This window comes from Nocardiopsis metallicus (genome assembly GCF_014201115.1).
In the GTDB taxonomy this organism is placed as follows: Bacteria; Actinomycetota; Actinomycetes; order Streptosporangiales; family Streptosporangiaceae; genus Nocardiopsis; species Nocardiopsis metallicus.
The window spans coordinates 6,722,833-6,744,146 of the sequence record NZ_JACHDO010000001.1 but is presented as its reverse complement, the minus strand read 5'-3'; the positions used below and the strand labels follow the sequence as shown (position 1 = coordinate 6,744,146).

Here is a 21,314-nt window from a genome sequence, read left to right as displayed (position 1 = left end):
GCGAAACGAGCGGGAGCCTCACATGCCATTGCGCGAGTCGCACTATCCCTTCTCAGCGATCGTCGGCTGCGACACCGAGCCACTCGACGACCTCGGTCTCTCCCTGGTCCTGGCCAGTATCTCCCCCGAGATCGGCGGCGTACTGGTCCGCGGCCAGAAGGGCACGGCCAAGTCCACGGCGGTACGGGCGCTTGCGTCCCTGCTCCCGCACGTGGAGGTCCACCGGGGCGACCGCTTCTCCGTCGACCCGGCCGACCCGCTCCAGCCCTCTCCGGACGGTCCCTTCCCGCCCGGCACTGCCGTGGAGAGCCGTGCCGTGCGCCTGGTCGAGCTGCCCGTGGGCGCCACCGAGGACCGCGTTCTCGGCTCCCTGCACCTGGAGCAGGCGCTCGCGCACGGCCAGGTCTCCTACGAGCCCGGCCTGCTGGCCCGCGCCCACCGGGGGCTGCTCTACGTCGACGAGGTCAACCTGCTCCACGACCACCTGGTCGACCTGCTCCTGGACGCCGCGGCCACCGGCCGGGTGAGGGTGGAGCGCGACGGGTTCTCCGTGGAGCACGCCGCCCGCTTCCTCCTCATCGGCACGATGAACCCCGAGGAGGGCGAGCTGCGCCCGCAGCTCCTGGACCGGTTCGGGCTGACCGTGGAGGTCAGCGCGCCGACCGACCCCCGCGCCCGGGTCGAGGTGGTGCGCCGCCGGATGTCCTACGACTCCGACCCCGCGGCCTTCGCCGAGCGCTACGAGAAGGCTGAGCGGGCGCTGTCGGAGCGCATCGCGGCCGCCCGCGGGGCACTGCGCCGCGTCGAGCTGTCCCAGGCGGCGCTGTTGAAGATCGCGGAAGTCTGCGCGGCCTTCGAGGTGGACGGACTGCGCGCCGACATCGTCACCGCTCGCACCGCCGTGGCCCACGCCGTCTGGCAGGGGCGGACGCTGGTCACCCTGGCCGACATCCGGCGGGCGGCGCTGCTGGCCCTGCCGCACCGGCGCCGCCGGAACCCGTTCGACGCGCCGGGGCTGGACGAGGAACTCCTGGACAGGATCCTCGGGGACGAGGAGCCCCCTCCGGACCCGACCCCGCCGGATGGCGGCCCGACCCCGCCGGATGGCGGCCCGACCCCGCCGGAGGGGTCCGACGCCCCCGACACCCCCGACGACCCCGCTGACGGTTCCGAGCCGCCGGAGGGCCCCGAGAGCGGACCCGACGCCCGGGGCCCCGAGGGCGGCGCGCCCGAGTCCGCGGAGGCCGACCACCCGGAGTCCGACGCCGCCGAGCCGCAACAGCCCGCCGAATCGCCGCGCGCCCCGGAGGGGTCCGACGAGGAGCGGCCGGAGACGGCGGCGGGCACCGCCGTCAAGGCGAGCGCCCCCTACCGCCCCAGGACGTTCACCGTGCGGGGTACCGGGGCCGGCGCCGACGGACGCCGCAGCCGGGCCGTCGGCACCCGGGGACGCCGGATCGGCGCCGCCCGGCCCGGTGAGGCGGCCGGCACCTCGCTGCACCTGGTGGAGACCGTCAAGGCGGCGGCGTCGTCCTGCCCGCCCGGCGGCGGCCGGGTCCGCCTGCGCCCCCGCGACCTGAGGGTGGCGGTCCGGGAGGGCCAGGAGAGCAACCTCGTACTGTTCTGCGTCGACGCCTCCGGTTCCATGGCGGCGCGCAAGCGCATGAAGGAGGTCAAGACGGCGGTGCTGTCCCTGCTCCTGGACGCCTACCGGCGCCGCGACAAGGTGGGCCTGGTCACCTTCCGCGGCGCCGGGGCCGAGCTCACCCTGCCGCCGACCCGTTCGGTCGACGTCGCCGCCACCCGTCTGGACCAGATGCCCGCCGGAGGCCGCACCCCCCTGGCCGAGGGCCTGCTGGAGGCCGCACGGGTGCTGCGGCGCGAACACCTGCGGGACCCCAGGCAGCGCCCCCTCCTGGTCCTGGTCACCGACGGCCGCGCCACCGGCGGCCGGGGCGCGGTGGAACGCTCGCTGGAGGCGGCCGACCACGTCGCCGCCCTGGGGGTGGCCGCCGTCGTCGTGGACGGTGAGTCCGGCCCGATGCGCCTGGGTCTGGCGGCCGGCCTGGCCGCCCGTCTGGGCGCCGACCACCTCCCCGTCGGCGAGGTCAACGCCGACGCTCTGAGCACCGCCGTTCGAGAAAGGGCCGCCTGATGCCGCAGGGCAAGCCGTCCGTCGTCCCCGACGACGGACTCACCACACGCCAGCGCCGCAACCAGCCGGTGTTCGCCGTCCACACCGGTGACGGCAAGGGCAAGTCGACCGCCGCGTTCGGCCTCGCTCTGCGCGGCTGGAACCAGGGGTGGCGGATCGGGGTGTTCCAGTTCGTCAAGTCGGCGAAGTGGCGCATCGGCGAGCAGACCGTGCTCGAACGCCTGGGGAAGCTGCACGAGGAGACCGGTGAGGGCGGCCCCGTGGAGTGGCACAAGATGGGCTCGGGCTGGTCGTGGAGCCGCCGCAAGGGCAGCGAGGAGGACCACGAGGCGGACGCCGCCGAGGGCTGGGAGGAGATCAAGCGCCGTCTCGCCGACGAACGCCACGACCTGCTCATCCTGGACGAGTTCACCTACCCGATCAACTGGGGCTGGGTCGACGCCGACGACGTCGTGGCAGCTCTGCGGGACCGGCCGGGCCGCCAGCACGTGATCGTCACGGGCCGCCGCGCCGATCCCAGGCTCGTCGAGGCGGCCGACCTGGTCACCGAGATGGCCAAGGTCAAGCACCCGATGGACGCCGGCCGCAAGGGCCAGCGGGGTATCGAGTGGTGACCACCCCGGCGGCCCTGCCCAGGCTGGTGGTCGCCGCGCCGATGACCGGTCAGGGCAAGACCACGGTCGCTACCGGGCTGATGGCCGCGCTCGGCGGCGCCGGGCACCGGGTGAGCGGCCACAAGGTCGGCCCCGACTACATCGACCCCGGCTACCACGCCCTGGCCACGGGCCGCCCCGGCCGCAACCTGGACCCCCACCTGGTCGGCGAGGGCCGGGTGGCGCCGCTGCTCCTGCACGGGGCCCGCGGCGCCGACGTCGCCGTCGTCGAGGGGGTCATGGGCCTGCACGACGGGCGGCTGGGCACCGGCGGCTTCGCCTCCACCGCGCACGTGGCCGCCCTGACCCGTACCCCGGTGGTGCTGGTCGTGGACGTGTCCCGGATGTCGCGGTCGGTGGGCGCGCTCGTCAAGGGCATGGCGGACTTCGACCCGGCCGTCGAGGTCGTCGGGGTGATCCTCAACAAGGCCGGTTCGCCGCGCAACGTCGCCGAGATCACCCGCTCGGTGGGGCTGCCCGTGCTCGGCGTGGTCTCCCGGGACGAGCGGATCTCCCGGCCCTCCCGCCACCTCGGGCTGGTCCCGGCCTCCGAACGCGAGGAGTCGGCGCGGGTGGTGGAACGGCTCGGCGAGCGGATCGCGGACCAGGTGGACCTGGACGCCCTGCTGGAGGTGGCACGCTCCGCCCCCGCCCTGGAGGCCTGGCCCTGGGACCCGGAGCGGGAGGTGAGCGCACCGGCGGGAGGGGAGCGGCCGGTGGTCGCGGTCGCCGGGGGCCGGGCCTTCACCTTCCGCTACGCCGAGACCGAGGAACTGCTCACCGCCGCCGGATGCGACGTCGTCGCCTTCGACCCGCTCACGGACGCGTCCCTGCCCGCCGGAACCCGGGGCCTGTACCTGGGCGGCGGGTTCCCCGAGGTGTACGCGGGTGAGCTCGCGGCCAACCGGGGCCTGCTCGCCGACCTGCGCGAAGCCGTCCGGGGCGGGGTACCGACCGTCGCCGAGTGCGCGGGCCTGCTCTACCTCGCCGAATCGCTGGACGGCGCCCCCATGGCCGGGGTGGTGCCCGCCGGGGCGCGGATGACCGAGCGGCTGACCCTGCGCTACCCCGAGGCGGTCTCGCCCGGGGACACGCTGCTGACCCGGGCCGGTGAGCGGGTCACCGGCCACGAGTTCCACCGCACGGCGCTGACCCCCGGCCGGGGTGAGAACCCGGCGTGGGAGGTGGAGGGCGCACCGGAGGGGTTCGCCTCCCCCACCCTGCACGCCTCCTACCTGCACGTGCACTGGGCCGGGTACCCGAGGCTGGCCACGAGGTTCGCCGAGGCCGTGCACAACGCTCCGGCCCCAGCACCGACACCGACACCGGCGCCGACGCCGACGCCGGTCAGGCCCTCCCCCGCCACCCGGGCAGCCGCCCCCGGCACCGAACCGGTGGCCGATCCGCTCCGCCACCACGGAGACGCGGAGGCGCGCGACGGCCTGCTGGACTTCGCCGTCAACGTCTACCCGGGGGACCGGCCCGACTGGCTCGACCGGGCCCTGCGCACGAGTCTGGACGGGGTCGGCGCCTACCCCGACCCCGAACCCGCCCGCGAGGCCGTCGCGCTCCGGCACGGCCGTGCGCGCGGCGAGGTGCTGGCGACGGCGGGAGCGGCCGAGGCGTTCACACTCCTGGCCCGGCTGCGGCCGTGGAAGCGCCCGGTGGTCGTGCACCCCCAGTTCACCGAGCCGCACGCCGCTCTCGAACAGGCCGGACACACCGTCACCGCCGTGCTCTGCGCTGAGAGCGACGGCTTCGCGCTCGACCCCGCCGCCGTCCCCGAGGACGCGGACCTGGTGATCGTCGGCAACCCCACCAACCCCACCGGGGTCCTGCACCCGGCGGGGTCGCTGCGCGGGCTGTGCCGCCCCGGTCGGCTGGTCGTGGTCGACGAGGCCTTCATGGACGCCCTGCCGGGGGAACCGGAGTCCCTGGCCGGTGAGCGGATCGCGGGCCTGGTGGTGCTGCGCAGCCTCACCAAGCACTGGTCCGTCCCCGGCATCCGGGCCGGATACGCGGTCGGCGACGAGACCGCGGTGCGCGGGCTGGCCCGGGTCCAGACGCCCTGGTCGGTGTCGGCTCCCGCGATCGCCGCCACCGTCGCCTGTGTGAGCGACGAGGCGGGTACGGAGGCGGAACGCCGGGCGAAGGAGTTCGACGGCTGGCGCGCGGACCTCGAAGCCGGGCTGCGGGAGGCCGGGATCGGGTTCGTGCCCTCTCGCGCCCCCTTCGTACTGGCCCGCGTCGGCGAGGGGGTCCACGCCCGGCTGCGCGAGCAGGGCATCGCCGTACGCAGGGCCGACACCTTCCCGGGACTGGACGCCTCCTGGGTACGCGTGGCCGTGCGGCCGCCCGAGACCACCCGGAAGCTGCTCGCCGCTCTGGCTTCGGATCGGAGTGTGCCGAGCCCTGATGACGACCCGGGCGCGTGTTCGCCCCGAACCGCACCGGGGCCCTGACGCGCTCGGGCGCGGGGGCGGGTGCGGTCTGGTCAGGGGTTGCCTGTTCGTCCCCGCAGGCCAGCGGGGTCCGATACAGGCGAACCGATCACCTGATCCGAGGCATCTGAATAGTTGCACTCACCCCGAGTCATCAACTGTTGCCGGGAAAAGCTCGCTCATTCGGATTCTGGGTTCATGGCCTGTGTTGTCGATATCCTTGGACAGCGCCAACCCGGAGGGATGGCGAGCGGCACCCTGCGCTGCGATTCTGCAACGGCGCCGAGCGCCAGGTGAGTGCTCTGCCCGTCCCCACCCCTCCCTCAAGGAGCCCGCCCCATGCACCCCCGCCCCCAGCCCGATCCCTCAGGGCTCTCCACCGGGCGCAAGATCTTCCTCGGCGTCGGCGGAACGACCATCGTCGTGCTCCTGGGAGCCATCGCGATGGTGATCGCCTCCCCCTCGGCAGACGGTCCCGGCTCCGATGCCGAGCAGACGGCCTCCCCTGCCGCCCAGGAGCAGCCCACTTCGCAGTCCTCCCCGACCGGTGAGCCCGAGTACCAGCCGGCCGAGGCCGAAGAGGAACCGGAGGACAGCCTCGGGATCGGTGATTCCTTCGAGGTCGGTGGATTCTCGGTGACGGTGGACGAGGTGAGGGTGTCCGCGGACCCCATCCGGGACAACCTCTTCAATCAGAGCCACTCCCCCGAAGGGAAGTGGGTGATCGTGAAGTACACCGTCACCAACACCAGTGACGACCCGGCGGGCTGGTACCAACCGGTCCGGGTCCGCACCGACGACGGGCGTTCCTATTCCGAGGACTACGAGGCCGGAACCGCTTTGGCCTACGAGGAAAACGGCGACATCGTTGTGGATATCAACCCCGATGGCTCGGCTGTTCAGTACACCGTGGTCGATATTCCCGAAGGCACTGATCCTGACCAGGCAGAGTTCCTCGACTTCATGGGAAATTCCACTGTGGTCAGCATTGACGATTAAGGATTTCCCGTGCTGAGTACAGCCTCAGGTGGTATCACAGCCTCGTAGCGACACCCGGGGCCAGCCGGGAGACCTCCGTTCGGCCGAGGACCAGCAGGTGCCGGGCAACGGCCGCCGCGCCACCACGGACTGGCGCCGCGCGGTCCGTCCCGACCGGGGCAGACGAATCACTGGCCCCGCTCCTGGACTTGGCCGCGGCCCGGAGGCGGAGCGGGGCGGGTCTACGACTTTCGGCCGATCCGCAGGACAGGTGCTTGCGGCTAGCCTGTTGCCGTGCACGGCTTCCTCCGTTCCCTGTGGAACGAACCCCGCCCGCCCGGCGCCCGGGGGCCCTCGCGGTGGGACGGGGTCCTGGTCGCGGTGTGCGCGCTGGCGGCGCTCGCCGAGGGCGCCCTGCGGCCGGACCTGCCCTGGGCTGTGCTGACCGTGGCGGTGGTCGCCGGTCTGTCCCCAGCTCTGCTGTGGCGGCGCGCCCGCCCGTTGGCGGCGGTCGCGGTGGTCTTCGGCGGCGCGGCGCTGCTCACCCTGGTGACCGGCGGAGGGGCCGGGCAGATGTACACGACGGTGTACTTCCTGGCGCTGCCGTACGCGCTGGTGCGGTGGGGGTCCGGCCGGGAGGTCGCGGCGGGGGCCGCGATCGTGCTGCTGTCCTCCTCCGTCGACCTGGTCCTCGACGGGGTGCGGGCGGCGGACCTCCTGGGCGGTGCCGCCGTCCTGTTCGCCACCGGTGCCCTCGGTGCGGCGCTGCGCTACCGGAGCAGGGCCAGAGCGCGCGAGATCGACCGCGCCAGGCTGATCGAACGCGAGAACATCGCCCGGGAACTGCACGACACCGTCGCCCACCACGTCTCGGCCATGGCGATCCGCGCCCAGGCCGGGCAGGCCGTCGCCCGGACCCGACCCGAGGCCGCCATCGAGGCCCTCGCAGTGATCGAGTCCGAGGCCTCGCGAGCCCTGGGCGAAATGCGCACCATGGTCCGCGCCCTGCGCCGGGACGAACTCGCCGAGCGGGCACCCGGTCCGGGCCTGCTTGAGCTGGAGGAGCTCGCCTGCACGGCAGGACCGGGCCCTGCCGTGCAGGTGGAGGTCAGCGGCGAACTCGACGACCTCGCACCGGCGGTCGCGGCCGCCCTGCACCGCATGGCCCGGGAGTCGGTCACCAACGCCCGCCGCCACGCACGCGACGCCACCCTCGTCACCGTTCGCGTGGACGCCGACGACACCTCGGTGCGCCTGAGCGTGCGCGACGACGGCGACACCGGCCGCCTGCGGCCGACCGCTCCGCCGGGGTACGGGATCATCGGCATGGCGGAGCGCGCCGAACTGCTCGGGGGCAGCTGCGAGGCCGCCCCGGCCCCCGACGGAGGCTGGACCGTGACCGCTGTGCTGCCCCGTTCGGGGGAGACCGCGTGAGCATCCGGGTGCTCGTGGCCGACGATCAGGAGATCGTGCGTACCGGCCTGTCCATGATCCTGGACGCCCAACCCGGCATCGAGGTGGTCGGCCGGGCCGCCGACGGGCGCGAGGCCGTGGAGCTGGGGCGGCGGCTGCGCCCGGACGTGTGCCTGTTCGACATCCGGATGCCCGTCCTCGACGGGGTGGAGGCGACCCGGGCACTGGCCGGCCCCGGGGTGGCGGACCCCCTGGCCGTGGTCGTCATCACCGTCTTCGACCTCGACGAGTACGTCTACGCCGCGCTCAGGGCCGGCGCCCGGGGGTTCCTGCTCAAGGACGCGGGCACCGACCTGCTCACCCGGGCCGTGCGCGCCGCCGCGGCGGGCGAGGCGCTCATCGCCCCGAGCGTGACCGCCCGGCTGCTCGACGCGTTCGCCGGTTCCGGCTCGGCCGGGCCCCCGGCCCAGCCGCTGCAGCCGCTGACCGACCGGGAGGAACAGGTCCTCGGCGCCGTGGCGCGCGGTCGGACCAACACCGAGATCGGCGAGGAGTGCCACATCGCGCTGAGCACGGTCAAGACCCACATCACGAGCCTGATGGCCAAGCTCGGGGTCCGCAACCGGGTCGAGATCGCCATGTGGGCCTACGAGACCGGGCGTGTCCGGGGGCGCCGGGACCGCTAGTACGGCGCGGTACCCGTACTTTCGGCCGAGCGGGTTCGGGCCCATCTTCCGATGTCCGGCGCCCCTCCCGGCGGCCACGATCAGGACATGACCACCACCGTGAAACCCCCGGCCCGCGCCGAGTGGACCGTGATCGCCCTCCTGATCGTGCTGAGCGTCGTGCCCCTCGCAGCCGGGGCCTTCCGCCTCGGCGATCTGGCCACCGGCGCGCCGGTCACCGCCGACAACGCCCGCTTCGCCGCCTCACCCCTGCCCGTGGTGCTGCACGTACTCGCCGCGGCCCCCTACTGCCTGTTGGGGGCCTTCCAGTTCTCCCCGACCCTGCGACGCCGCCGTCCCCGCTGGCACAGGGCCTCCGGTCGGCTGCTCGTCCCCCTGGGTCTGGTCGCCGCGCTGTCGGGTGTGTGGATGACGCTGTTCTACGCGATCCCGGCGATCGACACGGGCTTCCTGACCGTGCAGCGGCTGGTGTTCGGGACGGCCATGGCCCTCGCGCTGGTCCTGGGTTTCGTGGCGGCGCGGCGCCGGGAGTTCGCACAGCACGGCGCCTGGATGATCCGTGCCTACGCGATCGGAATGGGAGCTGGGACACAGGTGCTGACCCACCTGCCCTGGACACTCCTGGTCGGTGAGTACGACGAGCTCAGCCGGGCGTTGCTCATGGGAGCCGGGTGGGTGGTCAACATCGTGGTGGCCGAGTGGGTCATCCACAGGACACTTCGCCGTCCCCGCAGCGCCCGGCGCGTGCCGGTGCGCACGCCGGGGTGAGGGCGGGGCTGGATCTTGGGCGGCGGTGCGGCACTCCCATCGGCCCCGACGGAGGCCGGGGGTGCCGCACCGCGACGCTGTCCGGACGCGGTCAGACCGCCGCGAGGGCACGGCCCGTATTCCGGACCCGGGGCCGTGTGACGGACGGGGCCGGCGGGGTGGTGTAGGTCCACACCTCCAGGAGGAGAGTGTCGATGTCGGGGGCCTCGATCATGCCGGTGGGGGTGGCGGCCCAGAACGACTGGGTGGCCTCGCCGTAGTAGACGACCAGGTGGCGGTAGTGGGCTTGGAGCTGCGCGGCCTGGAGGTGTTCGCGGGCGTACTCGGAGCGGTGTCCGCCCAGGCGGGGCAGGTTCTGGGCACGGCGCTGTCGGCAGGAGGGGTGGTCACAGACCCGGCACGCGGGGCCTTCCAGAGGCTGGCGGCGCGGGCGGGGCGGGAGGGGGCGGAAGTCGTCGGAGCGCCGGGGCCTCGGGATAGGGTTCTGCATCAGATCCTCTTTCCTTGCATTTGAGCGTGTTGGGTTTCGGGGGTCCAGGGCCCAGGGCAAGCGCGGCAACGCTTTCCTGGGCCCGTCTCATGCGCGGGGCATGTGTGGCGCCGGTGAGCGCCGGTGGTTCAGAGCCCGGTAGTGGTGTTCCAGCGGCTGCGGTCCAGGTCGTGGGCGAGGTAGAGCCAGACGCTGCGGTACTCGGCGTTCCCGTTGTCGCCCCAGTCGGTGGCCAGGGCGTCGATCATGGCCAGGCCCCGGCCCGATTCGGTATCGGGGTCCAGGCCTTCGGGATCGGGGACCAGGCGGGCGTTGCGGGTGCGCAGTCCGCCCCGGTCTCGGCAGGTCAGGTGCAGTCCGTCCCTGGTGCGGTGGACCCGCAGGGTGTAGCTGCCGCCCGGGTGGCCGGAGAGGCTGTGGCGGATGGCGTTGTTGGCGAGCTCGCTGCCGAGCAGGGTGAACAGGTAGCGGTAGTCGCCGGACTCGGTGGCGGCGCAGGTGTCCAGGAAGGCGCGGACCAGCGGCATCACGGCGGGGGTTCCGGCGAAGTCGTAGCTGCGCGCCCGGTAGTTGGGGCGCTCGGGCGTCCCGGAGAAGTAGTGCCGCTGGAAGGGCCGGATGAAGCTGGCCAGCGGCACGGTGGCCTCCCCCTGGACGGGCACGGGCGCGAGGGCGGGTGCGGGTGCGGTTGAAGGCATGACGAACACACTCCTAGACATGGCAGGACATGAGCAGGGGTCGTGCTGGGTACCCGTGGGGGGTTCGCGGTTGACCTGAGGCGCGGAACGGGCGAGGCGTAGCCTGAGCGACATGAACCCTGTGTGATCCATCAGTCACTGACTACACTTACATAATGCAACTCGATTATCGAGTTGTCAACGATAATCGAACAACCTCTGATCTAGAATCCTGACATGCACAGTCCCTTCAGCCCCACCGTGCGCCGCCGACGGCTGGCGCGCGAGCTTCGACGGCTACGTGAGTCACAGGGATTGAAGCTGTCTGTGGCAGCGAAGACAGCCAACGTCCCTCAGTCCACACTCAGCAACATCGAGGGGGCGGACGCTCGCCGCATCAAGGCGCGCGACATCGACGCACTCGCTGACCTGTACAAGGCACCGGACGAGATTCGCGCAGCTCTTCACGAGCTTGCGCAGGAATCCAAAGAACAAGGCTGGTGGTCTAGCTACAAGGATGTCTTCGGCGGTAACGCCATACCGGACTTCGAGGCCGAGGCTTCCATGATCCGGACCTACCAGTGCCAGGTGGTTCCCGGTCTCCTGCAGACCCCCAGCTACAGCGAGGCTGTCTTCCGGGGTGGACGCGCTTACTCGGACGGCGAGGTCAGACGAAACGTTGACGCACGACTGCAACGCCAGCATGTCCTGGGGCGCCACCAGCCACCTCGTTTTTGGGCCGTGATCGATGAGGCAGCCCTGCGCAAGCGCCTCGAAGATCCAGAGATCATGCGAGAGCAGCTACAACACCTGTTGGACATGGCCACCAGAAAGAACGTGGACATCCAGGTCCTGCCCTTCGATGCTGGCATGCACGCCGGGTTGTCTGGCTCTTTTGTCCTGCTGGACTTCCCCAACCCAGCTGACCCCTGCATCGCTTATGCGGAGACAGCGACAGCTAGCCTTTTTGTCCAGGATCCTGATGACGTGCAGCGCTATGTCACGATCTTTTCGCATCTGAACTCAGCAGCACTGCAGGCATCACGCACGACCCAGTTCATTCAGCAGATCATGGAGCAGGAGCAACTAACATGACCCCCAGAACCGGGCTGCGGTTCTTCAAGTCCAGCTACAGCAGCGACAGGGTCGAATGCGTCGAGGTCGCGCACATCCCCGCCAGCTTCCGGAAGAGCAACTACAGCGGAGAGACAGGCGGCAACTGTGTCGAGGTCGCCGGCCTCCCCTGCGGTGCCGCCGTCCGCGACTCCAAGCGCCCCGCCGCTGGGCACCTCCCCTTCCCCGCCGCCGAGTGGACGGCTTTCCTCCACTCCGCCCTCTCCCCCTGAACAGCCGAGAGCAGGAGCGCCCGGCTGTCGCTGCTCCCTCAAGGGCAGCCGGGCGCTCCTGCTCTTGCTTTCCAACGGGCCCCGGTCCCCACAGGAACCGAAGGGGCCTCACGGGCCAGAAGGGCGGTGTTCGTCCTCCCCGCCCCTCAGGCGGTGTGCCGGGCCCGCAGCAGGACCAGGCATCCCAGCACCGCGGCGACCAGCCCCACCACGATGGCCACGTAGGCCCCGACGACCCCGCTCCCGCTGCCGGGGCCGCCCTCGGCGATGTACGCGAACAGCCCGCCGAGGGCCGCACTGACCAGACCCGCCGCCAGGGCCGCGAAGGCTCCGGCACGGCTGGGCATCGCCAGGGACAGACCGCCGACGGCCGCACCGGCCAGCCCCACCAGGGCGGCCACGAGCGTCCCTGCACGCCCGAAGGTCACGATGCCGCCCCAGGCGGCGGCCGACCCGACCGGCCCGACCGGCCCGACCGGCTCGGACGCGGCCGCCGGTGCGGCGATAACGAGCAGCCCGAGCAGGGCGGCCACGGGGACGAGGGGGAAGTAGCGGACGGACATGGGGGTGCTCCTCTGCCTTCGGCGAGCGGACGAGCTCCGATCATGTCCGTCGGGACCCCCTCCGGTCGTCGTGCGGACGCGGACTCTTCGCGCTGCCGCCGACACCGTAGGAAGCGCGGAACTACCGCGTGCGCGGTAGACGACAGATCCCGCGCGGGGCGGAGTCGCCCACGCGGGCATCCGGTTAGAGTTCACGCATGACCAGGGGTCGGATCGGTACCGGAGACCGGGCGGTCACCGCCGGGGCGGCGGTGGTTCTGCTGGTCACCGTCCTGTCCGGACAACATCTCCCCGCGGGTACCGAGTGGCTGGGCTACGCCCTGCTGGGCGTCGGCGGGCTGGCACTGGTCTGGCACCGCCGGGCTCCGGTCGCCGTGCTGGCCGTGACCGGGGTGACAGCCCTGGGGCAGCAGGCCGCCGGTGTCGACGTACCCGCTGTCGCCTACCTGTTCGCGGTGTACGCCGCCGTGCGGGCGGGTCACCGCACCGCCGCGGTGGCGGCCACGGCGGTCATCCTGCTCGCCCTCCCGCTCGTACTACTGGCCTCCGGGCAGACACCGTCCCTGAGCGGAGCGTTCACGCACTCCCGGGAGGCCCTCCAGCTGGCCTGGCTGATCGCCGCCGGTGCGGCGGGGGAAGCGGTGCGCCAGGCCGAGCGCCGGGCGGAGGAGGCCGAGCGCACCCGTGAGGAGACCGCGCGGCGCCGTGCCGACGAGGAGCGGCTGCGTATCGCGCGGGAGCTGCACGATTCGCTCACCCACCAGATCTCCGTCATCAAAGTGCAGTCCGAGGTCGCCGTCCACCTGGCCCGCAAGCGCGGTGAACAGGTATCGGAACCCTTGCTGGCGATCCAGGAGGCGGGCCGGGAGGCCACCCGGGAGCTGCGGGCGACCCTGGAGGCGCTGCGTGACGACGACAGGAACCCGCCGCACGGGCTCGACGACCTCCCGGAGCTGCTGGAACAGGCCCGGAGCAGCGGACTGAACGCGGCGCTGGCGGTCGGGGGACAGCCGAGGGAGGTCCCGGCGGCGGTGGACCGGACCGCCTACCGGATCGTCCAGGAATCGCTCACCAACGTCGTTCGGCACGCCGCCGCCGCGACGGTGTCGGTGCGGATCGAGCACCGCGGCGACTCCCTGGTCATCCGAGTCGACGACGACGGTGCGGCGGTTCCCGGCAGTGCGTCGGTGCCCGGCGTCGGGCTGCTCGGGATGCGCGAACGGGTCACCGCTCTCGGCGGCCGGCTACGGGCGGCGCCCCGGGACGGGGGCGGCTTCACCGTCCGCGCCGAACTGCCCGTGGAGCCCGCGGAGCCCGCGCCGTGATCCGTGTCCTGCTGGTCGACGACCAGCCGCTCATCCGCAGCGGGTTCCGTGCGCTCCTGGACGCCGAGGACGGCATCGAGGTGGTGGCCGAGGCGGCCGACGGCGGCGAGGGCCTGGCGATGGCCGGGGAGCACCGGCCCGACGTAGCGCTCGTCGACATCCGGATGCCGGTCATGGACGGGATCGAGACGACCCGGCGTATCACCGCGGACCCGGCGCTCGCGGCGGTGCACGTCGTCATCCTGACCAACTACGGCCTGGACGAGTACGTCTTCGACGCCCTGCGCGCAGGGGCGGCCGGGTTCCTGGTCAAGGACGTCCAACCGGAGGACTTCCTGCACGCCGTGCGCGTCGCCGCACGCGGGGACGCGCTGCTCGCACCGTCAATCACCCGCAAGCTGATCGACCGGTACGTCAGCCAGCCGCTCGACACCGGCGCCGACGCGGGGCTGGAGGAGCTGACCAACCGTGAGCGCGAGGCCGTGGCACTGGTGGCGCGGGGCCTGTCCAACGACCAGCTCGCCGAGCGCATGGTGATCAGCCCGCTGACCGCGAAGACCCACGTCAACCGGGCCATGGTCAAGCTCCGCGCCCGAGACCGCGCCCAGCTCGTCATCCTCGCCTACGAGTCCGGCCTGGTGGTCCCGCGCGGCTCCTGACGTGCGTGATCAGACCATCGTCCTTACAGGAGCCCGCCATGACTGTCACCGTTCAGCAGTTCGAGCCGATCGCCCTGGTCGCCGAGCACGAAGACGTCAAACTCGAATTCGTCAACGGGAGGATCTGGGCCGAAGGCGGGACCGACGGAGGTCACAACAGCATCCTGACGTGGCTGTTCCGCCAGTTCATGGCGCACCGGACCGACCTGGACCTCATCCAGGGCCAAGGCCTGAAGATCGACACCTACCGCAACGGGCGGGCCCGCCCCGACGGCGTTCTCGCCCCGGTCGGCCACTTCGACGGCAAAGGCGAGTGGGCCGACCCCAAGGGGGTCCTCGCCGTGATCGAGGTGACCTCCTGGGACGCCGACACCCATGCCCGCGACCGGGTCGAGAAACCCGCCGCCTACGCCGCCACCGAAATCCCCGTCTACCTGCTGGTGGACCGCGACATGAACTCCGTGGTGGTGCACTCACGGCCCGAACGCGGTGAGTACCAGGACCGGTCGAGGCACGTCTACGGCGACGAGGTCGGGATCCCCGGTACCGGGATCACCCTGGACACCGACGGGTTGAAGAAGTGGTTCGCCCGCTGACAGCTACGGGAGACGGACCAGCGGCCTTCGCTCACTCCACCCCGGTCACCCAGTCGAAGGCGTCCGACACCCTGTGGACCGTGGGCACGCCCTCCGGTCCGGCAGGGCGGCGCACCACCACGACCGGGACACCGAGCCGTCCGGCGGCCGCCATCTTCGGCCAGGTGTAGGTACCGCCGGAGTCCTTGGTGATGAGCACGTCCGCCCGGTGCCCGGCCATCAGCTCCAGCTCGCCTTCGAGCAGGTACGGACCCCGGCTGGTCAGCAGGCGCCAGGCACCGGGGAGTTCGAGCTCGGGCACGTCCACCACCCGGGCCAGGACCGCGCGCTCGCCCAGGGCGGGCACGAAGCGGGCCAGTTCCTGGCGACCGACCGTCACGAACGGCCGCTCCCCGAGTCCGGCCGCCATTCGCGCCGCCTCCTCGTGGGTCTGGGCGTAGTGCCAGGCCGGGTCCGGGTCCCAGCCCGGCCGTTCCAGGCGCAGCAGCGGCAGGTCCGTGCAGGCCGCCGCCGCGTTCGCGGTCATCCCGAGCGCGAAGGGGTGGGTGGCGTCCACCACCGCGTCGTAGTCGGCCAGGGCCGCGCGCAGGCCCTCGACCCCGCCGAACCCGCCGATCCGTACCTTCCCCACCGGCAGTCGCGGCCGGGCCACCCGCCCGGCGAGCGAGGTCGTCACGTCCACACCGGCCTCGACCAGCAGGGCGGCCAGCTCACGGGCCTCGGAGGTGCCGCCCAGGAGCAGAATCCTCATCGTGCGAACTCCCGTCCGAGCAGGGGAAGTCCGGCGGGCGCACCCTCGCGGGCCAGCCCCAGCAGCGCGTCGACGTCCAGGTACCGCTCCGCGAGGTCCGCGAGCAGGTCCATCCGCCGCTCACGCGCGGCCGGGAAGTCCGTCCCGGACGGCCCGTACCCCAGAGCCTGGGAGAGGAAGGCCGCCCGGAAGGCGTCGCCCTCCAGGCTCCCGTGCCACATGGTGCCGAAGACCTGGCCTGAACGCGCTCCGCCCAGGAACTCCTCCGCGCCCTCCTCCACAGTGACGCGTCCGTGGTGGATCTCGTAGCCGTGCGCGGGCGCGCCCAGCGCCTCGCCCTCGGGCAGCCGCAGGGTCTTCTCGGCGGTGAAGTCGGTGCGCACGTCCAGCAGGCCCAGTCCCTCCGCCGAGGAACCCGGCGCGGCCTCGACGCCCTCGGGGTCGGTGACCGTGCGCCCGAGCATCTGGAAGCCGCCGCAGATCCCGAGCAGCGGGCGCCCCCGGCGCACGTGTTCGGTGATCGCCGCGTCCAGGCCGCGCGAGCGCAGCCAGGCCAGGTCGGCGAGGGTGGAGCGGGTGCCGGGCAGCACCACGAGGTCGGCGTCGGCGAGGTCGCGCGGCCCGGAGGCGAAGACCACGTCGAGCCCGGGTTCCAGGCCGAGCGCGTCCACGTCGGTGAAGTTGCTGATCCGGGGCAGGCGCACCACCGCCACCCGCAGCGCCGCCTCCCCGTCGGCCCGCCGCCCCTCCAGGTCGAGGGCGTCCTCGGAGTCCAGCCACAGCCCGGGGTCCCAGGGCAGCGTCCCGAACACCCGGCGGCCGGTGATCCGTTCCAGGTCGTCCAGGCCCGGTTGGAGCAGGCCGTGGTCGCCCCGGAACTTGTTCACCACGAAACCGGCGATCAGCGTCTGGTCGGCGGGTTCCAGCAGCGCCACCGTCCCGTACATCGCGGCGAACACCCCGCCCCGGTCGATGTCGCCGACCACCACCACGGGCAGCCCCGCGTGCCGTGCCAGGCCCATGTTGACGTAGTCGCCCGCGCGCAGGTTGATCTCGGCGGGGCTGCCCGCGCCCTCGGCGACGACCACGTCGTAGCGCCCGGACAGGTCGTCGAAGGCGGTGTGCGCGGCCTCGGCCAGGTGGCGCCGCCCGGCCTCCCAGTCCGAGGAGGACACCTCCCCGGCGGGGTGGCCCATCAGCACGGCGTGGCTGCGCCGGTCGCTGCCCGGTTTGAGCAGCACCGGGTTCATCGCGGGTTCGGGGATCGCGCGGGCGGCCAGCGCCTGCACCCACTGGGCGCGGCCGATCTCCGCCGGGTGCCCGTCCGGGCCGTGGCAGACCATGGAGTTGTTGGACATGTTCTGCGCCTTGTACGGCGCCACCCGCACGCCCCGGCGGGCGAGGGCACGGCACAGGGCGGTGGTGACCACGCTCTTGCCCGCGTCGGAGGTGGTCCCGGCGACCAGCAGCCCGCTCATTCGGATCTCCTCAGCAGGGCGGTGTCCATCACCCAGCCCGCCTTGTCCCTGGCCCGCCGACGCGCCGCCCCGACCTCGGGCAGGACGTCCGCCACCCGCCCGGAGACCAGTTCCTCGGAGTCGGTGCCCAGGTTGGCGCCCCACCACAGGGACCAGTCCTCAAGGCCCTCGAAGCCGTGCCGCCCGGTGAGCATGACGAGGATGTTGTCCTGCCCCGCCGCCACGGCCTCGGGCAGCCGCCGGGCCGTGGTGACGTGCACCGGGCGGCCCACCCCGTGCAGCACGATCCGGTGCCGGGCGGCCAGGAGCTGGGGTGCGCTGATCCCGGGGAGCACGTCGTGGTCCACGTCGACGTTGCCCCGTTCGGCGATCCGCGCGACGATCCGCAGGGTGGAGTCGTACAGGGAGGGGTCGCCCCAGACCAGGAAGGCCGCGGTGCCGCCGCGTTCGCCCAGCACCCGCTCGAAGGCGGCCACGCGCGCCTCGTGCCAGTCGGCGACCGCCGCCGGGTAGTCGGCGGGGTCGTCGCGGTCACGCTCGGGGTCGGGCACCGCCACCAGCGGCACCCCGTAGGCGTCGCAGACCTCCTGGCGCAGGGCGAACAGGCCGTCGTCGTCCCGTTTGCGGACGGCGACGGCGTAGTCGCAGCCGCGCAGGGCGTCGGCGACCTCACCGGTGACGTGCTGGGGACCCATCCCGATCCCCAGGATCCGCACCCTCACTCGGCCCTCTCCTCCAGGTCGCCCTCGACCTCCAGGTAGACCTCCTGGAGCGCCCGCCTCGTCTCCGGGTCCGGCTCGGCCCACAGCCCGCGCCGGGCGGCCTCGTGCAGCCGCTCGACGATGCCGTGCAGCGCCCACGGGTTGGAGCGGCGCAGGAACTCCTGGGTCTCGGCGTCCAGCACGTACTCGGCTGCCAGCTTCTCGTACATCCAGTCGTGCACGACCCCGGCGGTGGCGTCGAAGCCGAACAGGTAGTCGACGGTGGCCGCCAGTTCGAAGGCGCCCTTGTAGCCGTGGCGGCGCATCGCCGCGATCCAGCGGGGGTTGACCACGCGGGCGCGGAACACCCGGGCGGTCTCGTCGGCCAGGGGCCGGGTGCGCACCGCGTCGGGGTTGGTGGAGTCGCCGACGTAGGCCTTGGGGTCCGCGCCGGTCAGCGCCCGCACGGTGGCGATCATGCCGCCGTGGTACTGGAAGTAGTCGTCGGAGTCGGCGATGTCGTGTTCGGCGCTGTCGATGTTCTTGGCCGCGACCCTGATCCGGCGGTAGTTGGCGCGCATGTCGTCGGCGGCCGGGGCGCCGTCCAGGCCCCGGCCGTAGGCGAAGCCGCCCCAGGCCGTGTAGACCTCGGCCAGGTCGGCGTCGTCGCGCCAGTTGCCCGACTCCACGACCTGCAGGATGCCCGCGCCGTAGGAGCCGGGGGCCGAACCGAAGATCCGGGTGGTGGCCCGGCGGTGGTCGCCGTGCTCGGCCAGGTCGGCCCGGGTGTGGGCGCGCACGTGGTTCTGGTCGTCGGGCTCGTCGAGGTCGGCGACCAGTTGGACGGCGTCGTCGAGCATGGCCACGACGTGCGGGAAGGCGTCGCGGAAGAAACCGGAGATGCGCACCGTGACGTCCACGCGCGGTCGGCCCAGTTCCTCCAGCGGCACCACCTCCAGCCGGGACACCCGCCGGGAGGCCTCGTCCCATTCGGGGCGCACGCCCAGCAGGGCCAGGACCTCGGCGATGTCGTCGCCGGAGGTGCGCATGGCGGAGGTGCCCCACACCGACAGGCCGACCGACTCCGGGTAGGTGCCGGTCTCCTCCAGGTGGCGGCGCAGCAGCGAGTCGGCCATCGCCTGGCCGGTCTGCCAGGCCAGCCGGGAGGGTACCGCGCGCGGGTCGACGGTGTAGAAGTTGCGGCCGGTCGGCAGCACGTTGACCAGCCCGCGCAGCGGGGAGCCGGACGGGCCCGCGGGGATGAAACCGCCTTCGAGCGCGTGCAGGACGTGGTCGAGTTCGTCGGTGGTCCGGGCCAGGCGCGGTGTCACCTGGGCGGCGGCGAAGGCGAGGACGGAGCGCACTCCCGGGTCGTCGTGCAGGCCCTCCACGGCGGCCGGGTCCCAGCCCGCCTCTTCCATCCGCTCCACGAGTCCGCGCGCCAGGGCCTCCACCTCGTCGACCTCGGAGGTGGGGGCGTCCTCCTTGAGTCCGAGGGCGGCGCGCAGGCCCGGAACCGCCTGGCCGACCCCGCCCCAGACCTGGGCGGCGCGCAGCACGGCCATGACCAGGTTGACCCTGCTCTCCCCGTCCGGCGCCTCACCGAGCACGTGCAGTCCGTCGCGGATCTGGGTGTCCTTGATCTCGCACAGCCAGCCGTCGACGTGCAGCAGGAAGTCGTCGAACTCCTCGTCGTCGGGACGTTCCTCGAGGCCCAGGTCGCGGTGCATCTCGGCGGCGCGCATCAGCGCCCAGATCTCACCCCGGACCGCGGGCAGCTTGGCCGGGTCCATCGCGGCGATGTTGGCGTACTCGTCGAGGAGCTGCTCCAGGCGTGCGATGTCGCCGTAGGTCTCGGCGCGGGCCATCGGCGGGATGAGGTGGTCGACGACCGTGGCGTGCGCGCGGCGCTTGGCCTGGGCGCCCTCTCCCGGGTCGTTGACCAGGAACGGGTAGATCAGGGGCAGGTCGCCCAGGACGGCGTCGGTGGCGCACTCCGCCGACAGGGCGGCGTTCTTGCCGGGCAGCCACTCCAGGGAACCGTGCTTGCCCAGGTGCACGACGGCGTGCGCGCCGAACCCGTGTTCCAGCCAGCGGTAGGCGGCCAGGTAGTGGTGGCTGGGCGGCAGGTCGGGGTCGTGGTAGATCGCGATCGGGTTCTCCCCGAACCCGCGCGGCGGCTGGACCATGACGACCACGTTGCCCGCGCGCAGGGCGGCCAGCACGAGCTCGCCCGCGTCGTTGACGTAGAGGCTCCCGGGCCCGGGGCCCCACTTCTCCCGCATCGCCTCCTTCAGGGTGGCGGGCAGACCCTCGGTCCAGGCGGCGTACTGCTCGGCCGTGATCCGCACGTGGGCGTCGGTGAGCTGAACCGACGTCAGCCAGTCCTCGTCCTGGCCGCCCGCCTCGATCAGGGCGTGGATCAGCGCGTCGCCCGCCTCGGTCTCGTCCTCCAGGTCCAGGCCCGGCAGGTCCTCGGGTGAACCCAGGTCGTAGCCCTCCTGGCGCAGGCGGCGCAACAGGCGCACGAGGGAGCGCGGGGTGTCGAGGCCGACCGCGTTGCCGATGCGGGAGTGCTTGGTCGGGTAGGCCGACAGCACGAGGGCGATCCGCTTCTCGGCGGCGGGGACGTGCCGCAGGCGCGCGTGGGCGACCGCGGTGCCCGCGAGCCGGGTGCAGCGTTCGGGGTCGGCGACGTAGCGGGGCAGGCCGTCGCCGTCGATCTCCTTGAAGGAGAACGGCACCGTGATGATGCGGCCGTCGAACTCGGGGATGGCGATCTGGGTGGCCGAGTCCAGCGGGGTGACCCCGTCCTCGGAGGCCTCCCAGTCCGCGCGCGAGCTGGTCAGGCACAGGCCCTGGATGACGGGGACGTCCAGGGCGGCCATGCGCTCCACGTCCCACGCCTCGTCGTCACCGCCCGCGCTCGCCGAGGCGGGCACGCTGCCGCCCGCGGCCAGGACGGTGACGATCAGGGTGTCGAGGTCGCCGAGCGCCTCGTAGAGGTCGTCGGGGGCCGACCGCAGCGACCCGGCGAAGACCGGCACGCCCACGGCCTGCCCGGTCGCGTCGACGGCGTCGGCCAGGGCGTGCGCGAAGGCGGTGTTGCCGCCCGCCTCGTGGGCCCGGTAGTAGAGGATGCCGACCCGTGGCAGGTCGGGGGCGGCCGGGCGATCCCGATCGGGGAAGCCCCACAGCGGCAGGGCGGCCGGGGGTTCGAACCCCTCACCGGTGAGCAGCACGGTGTCGGAGAGGAAGGCGTGCAGGCGGGCGAGGTTGGCCGGGCCGCCCTCGGCGAGGTAGCGGTGGGCCTCGGTGGCCAGCCCGATCGGGACGGTGGAGTGCTCCATCAGCTCGGCGCTGGGCTGCTGTTCTCCGCTGAGGACCACCAGGGGCGTGCCCCGCTCGCGGACGGCGGACAGACCGGGCCACAGGTCGTGTGAGGAGCCCAGCAGGCGCACCACCACGAGGTCGGCCCGCTCGACGGCGCCGGTGAGTTCGGCGTCGGAGGCCCGGGACGGGTTGGCCCAGACGTACTCGGCCCCGCTGGAGCGGGCGGAGAGCAGGTCGGTGTCGGAGGTGGACAGCAGAGCGATCCGTACCGTCATGGTCGGATTCCTCCCTCGGGGTTCTC

19 protein-coding genes are annotated in these 21,314 nt (G+C 72.8%); 12 read left to right on the top strand and 7 right to left on the bottom strand.

Translation table 11 applies throughout. The features are described 5' to 3' along the window. The first annotated feature begins 22 nt into the window (after positions 1-22). From HNR07_RS29725 to HNR07_RS29695, 7 genes are all read left to right on the top strand, one after another. On the top strand, positions 23-2,155 hold the full coding sequence (locus HNR07_RS29725) for a VWA domain-containing protein (RefSeq protein WP_246420580.1): 2,133 nt from the start codon (positions 23-25) through the stop codon (positions 2,153-2,155). Beyond that, positions 2,155-2,769 (top strand): cob(I)yrinic acid a,c-diamide adenosyltransferase, encoded by a 615-nt coding sequence (gene cobO, locus HNR07_RS29720; protein WP_184369083.1) that lies wholly within the window; start codon positions 2,155-2,157, stop codon positions 2,767-2,769. The genes HNR07_RS29725 and cobO overlap by 1 nt, the downstream gene beginning before the upstream one ends. A 41-nt stretch (positions 2,770-2,810) precedes the next feature. Further along, positions 2,811-5,270 (top strand): cobyrinate a,c-diamide synthase, encoded by a 2,460-nt coding sequence (locus HNR07_RS29715; RefSeq protein WP_221319986.1) that lies wholly within the window; start codon positions 2,811-2,813, stop codon positions 5,268-5,270. Between the two features lie 318 nt (positions 5,271-5,588). Next, positions 5,589-6,248, top strand: a complete 660-nt coding sequence (locus HNR07_RS29710; RefSeq protein ID WP_184369076.1) for a DUF4352 domain-containing protein — start codon at positions 5,589-5,591, stop codon at positions 6,246-6,248. Between the two features lie 273 nt (positions 6,249-6,521). After that, positions 6,522-7,661 (top strand): sensor histidine kinase, encoded by a 1,140-nt coding sequence (locus HNR07_RS29705; protein ID WP_184369074.1) that lies wholly within the window; start codon positions 6,522-6,524, stop codon positions 7,659-7,661. After that, positions 7,658-8,326, top strand: coding sequence for a response regulator transcription factor (locus HNR07_RS29700; protein WP_184369071.1), 669 nt, complete (start codon positions 7,658-7,660; stop codon positions 8,324-8,326). Before HNR07_RS29705 ends, HNR07_RS29700 begins: the two co-directional genes overlap by 4 nt. A gap of 87 nt (positions 8,327-8,413) precedes the next feature. Next, positions 8,414-9,094, top strand: coding sequence for a DUF2306 domain-containing protein (locus tag HNR07_RS29695; RefSeq protein ID WP_184369067.1), 681 nt, complete (start codon positions 8,414-8,416; stop codon positions 9,092-9,094). A gap of 91 nt (positions 9,095-9,185) precedes the next feature. On the opposite strand, the gene HNR07_RS29690 is transcribed toward HNR07_RS29695, so the two are convergent. Together HNR07_RS29690 and HNR07_RS29685 are read right to left on the bottom strand one after the other, a co-directional pair. Continuing rightward, on the bottom strand, positions 9,186-9,584 hold the full coding sequence (locus tag HNR07_RS29690) for a hypothetical protein (RefSeq protein ID WP_184369064.1): 399 nt from the start codon (positions 9,582-9,584) through the stop codon (positions 9,186-9,188). A gap of 128 nt (positions 9,585-9,712) precedes the next feature. Further along, positions 9,713-10,282, bottom strand: a complete 570-nt coding sequence (locus HNR07_RS29685; RefSeq protein WP_184369062.1) for an ATP-binding protein — start codon at positions 10,280-10,282, stop codon at positions 9,713-9,715. Positions 10,283-10,498: 216 nt separating this feature from the next. Here HNR07_RS29685 and HNR07_RS29680 point away from each other — a divergent pair, with 216 nt between their 5' ends. Both HNR07_RS29680 and HNR07_RS29675 read left to right on the top strand, forming a co-directional pair. Next, positions 10,499-11,356: a helix-turn-helix domain-containing protein gene (locus tag HNR07_RS29680; protein ID WP_184369058.1), complete on the top strand. Its 858-nt coding sequence runs from the start codon at positions 10,499-10,501 to the stop codon at positions 11,354-11,356. Then, the gene (locus tag HNR07_RS29675) at positions 11,353-11,607 is read left to right on the top strand and encodes a DUF397 domain-containing protein (protein ID WP_184369055.1); all 255 of its coding nucleotides are present in this window, start codon (positions 11,353-11,355) and stop codon (positions 11,605-11,607) included. Before HNR07_RS29680 ends, HNR07_RS29675 begins: the two co-directional genes overlap by 4 nt. Positions 11,608-11,753: 146 nt before the next feature. On the opposite strand, the gene HNR07_RS29670 is transcribed toward HNR07_RS29675, so the two are convergent. Then, positions 11,754-12,170, bottom strand: a complete 417-nt coding sequence (locus HNR07_RS29670) for a DUF6223 family protein (RefSeq protein ID WP_184369053.1) — start codon at positions 12,168-12,170, stop codon at positions 11,754-11,756. 197 nt (positions 12,171-12,367) lie between these two features. On the opposite strand from HNR07_RS29670, the gene HNR07_RS29665 reads away from it, so the two are divergent. From HNR07_RS29665 to HNR07_RS29655, 3 genes are read left to right on the top strand one after another with little or no spacing between them, the layout of a single operon-like run. Further along, positions 12,368-13,495, top strand: coding sequence for a sensor histidine kinase (locus tag HNR07_RS29665; protein WP_184369050.1), 1,128 nt, complete (start codon positions 12,368-12,370; stop codon positions 13,493-13,495). Further along, positions 13,492-14,154: a response regulator gene (locus HNR07_RS29660; protein WP_184369047.1), complete on the top strand. Its 663-nt coding sequence runs from the start codon at positions 13,492-13,494 to the stop codon at positions 14,152-14,154. The genes HNR07_RS29665 and HNR07_RS29660 overlap by 4 nt, the downstream gene beginning before the upstream one ends. 38 nt (positions 14,155-14,192) lie before the next feature. Beyond that, a complete protein-coding gene (locus HNR07_RS29655) occupies positions 14,193-14,750 on the top strand; it encodes a Uma2 family endonuclease (RefSeq protein ID WP_184369044.1) in 558 nt (185 codons plus the stop codon). Between the two features lie 31 nt (positions 14,751-14,781). Here HNR07_RS29655 and HNR07_RS29650 read toward each other — a convergent pair whose 3' ends face one another. The 4 genes from HNR07_RS29650 to cobN are packed head-to-tail and all read right to left on the bottom strand — an operon-like array spanning position 14,782 to position 21,288. Continuing rightward, positions 14,782-15,501 (bottom strand): cobalt-precorrin-6A reductase, encoded by a 720-nt coding sequence (locus HNR07_RS29650; protein ID WP_184369040.1) that lies wholly within the window; start codon positions 15,499-15,501, stop codon positions 14,782-14,784. Beyond that, entirely contained in the window at positions 15,498-16,979 is a 1,482-nt protein-coding gene (locus HNR07_RS29645; protein ID WP_184369037.1) for a cobyric acid synthase, read from the bottom strand. The genes HNR07_RS29650 and HNR07_RS29645 overlap by 4 nt, the downstream gene beginning before the upstream one ends. Next, complete coding sequence (gene cobF, locus HNR07_RS29640; protein ID WP_184369034.1) at positions 16,976-17,701, bottom strand: precorrin-6A synthase (deacetylating); 726 nt, start codon at positions 17,699-17,701, stop codon at positions 16,976-16,978. The genes HNR07_RS29645 and cobF overlap by 4 nt, the downstream gene beginning before the upstream one ends. Continuing rightward, positions 17,698-21,288 carry a cobaltochelatase subunit CobN gene (gene cobN / locus HNR07_RS29635; protein WP_184369031.1) on the bottom strand — a complete coding sequence of 1,197 codons (3,591 nt, stop codon included), beginning with the start codon at positions 21,286-21,288 and terminating at the stop codon, positions 17,698-17,700. The genes cobF and cobN overlap by 4 nt, the downstream gene beginning before the upstream one ends. Between the last annotated feature and the right edge of the window lie 26 nt (positions 21,289-21,314).

Bases quoted from the DNA above. Each gene is read 5' to 3' on its own strand.
- HNR07_RS29725 (WP_246420580.1), top strand. From the start codon at position 23: ATGCCATTGCGCGAGTCGCACTATCCCTTCTCAGCGATCGTCGGCTGC.
- cobO (WP_184369083.1), top strand. From the start codon at position 2,155: ATGCCGCAGGGCAAGCCGTCCGTCGTCCCCGACGACGGACTCACCACA.
- HNR07_RS29715 (WP_221319986.1), top strand. From the start codon at position 2,811: ATGACCGGTCAGGGCAAGACCACGGTCGCTACCGGGCTGATGGCCGCG.
- HNR07_RS29710 (WP_184369076.1), top strand. From the start codon at position 5,589: ATGCACCCCCGCCCCCAGCCCGATCCCTCAGGGCTCTCCACCGGGCGC.
- HNR07_RS29695 (WP_184369067.1), top strand. From the start codon at position 8,414: ATGACCACCACCGTGAAACCCCCGGCCCGCGCCGAGTGGACCGTGATC.
- HNR07_RS29690 (WP_184369064.1), bottom strand. From the start codon at position 9,584: ATGCAGAACCCTATCCCGAGGCCCCGGCGCTCCGACGACTTCCGCCCC.
- HNR07_RS29685 (WP_184369062.1), bottom strand. From the start codon at position 10,282: ATGCCTTCAACCGCACCCGCACCCGCCCTCGCGCCCGTGCCCGTCCAG.
- HNR07_RS29680 (WP_184369058.1), top strand. From the start codon at position 10,499: ATGCACAGTCCCTTCAGCCCCACCGTGCGCCGCCGACGGCTGGCGCGC.
- HNR07_RS29675 (WP_184369055.1), top strand. From the start codon at position 11,353: ATGACCCCCAGAACCGGGCTGCGGTTCTTCAAGTCCAGCTACAGCAGC.
- HNR07_RS29670 (WP_184369053.1), bottom strand. From the start codon at position 12,170: ATGTCCGTCCGCTACTTCCCCCTCGTCCCCGTGGCCGCCCTGCTCGGG.
- HNR07_RS29665 (WP_184369050.1), top strand. From the start codon at position 12,368: ATGACCAGGGGTCGGATCGGTACCGGAGACCGGGCGGTCACCGCCGGG.
- HNR07_RS29655 (WP_184369044.1), top strand. From the start codon at position 14,193: ATGACTGTCACCGTTCAGCAGTTCGAGCCGATCGCCCTGGTCGCCGAG.
- HNR07_RS29650 (WP_184369040.1), bottom strand. From the start codon at position 15,501: ATGAGGATTCTGCTCCTGGGCGGCACCTCCGAGGCCCGTGAGCTGGCC.
- HNR07_RS29645 (WP_184369037.1), bottom strand. From the start codon at position 16,979: ATGAGCGGGCTGCTGGTCGCCGGGACCACCTCCGACGCGGGCAAGAGC.
- cobN (WP_184369031.1), bottom strand. From the start codon at position 21,288: ATGACGGTACGGATCGCTCTGCTGTCCACCTCCGACACCGACCTGCTC.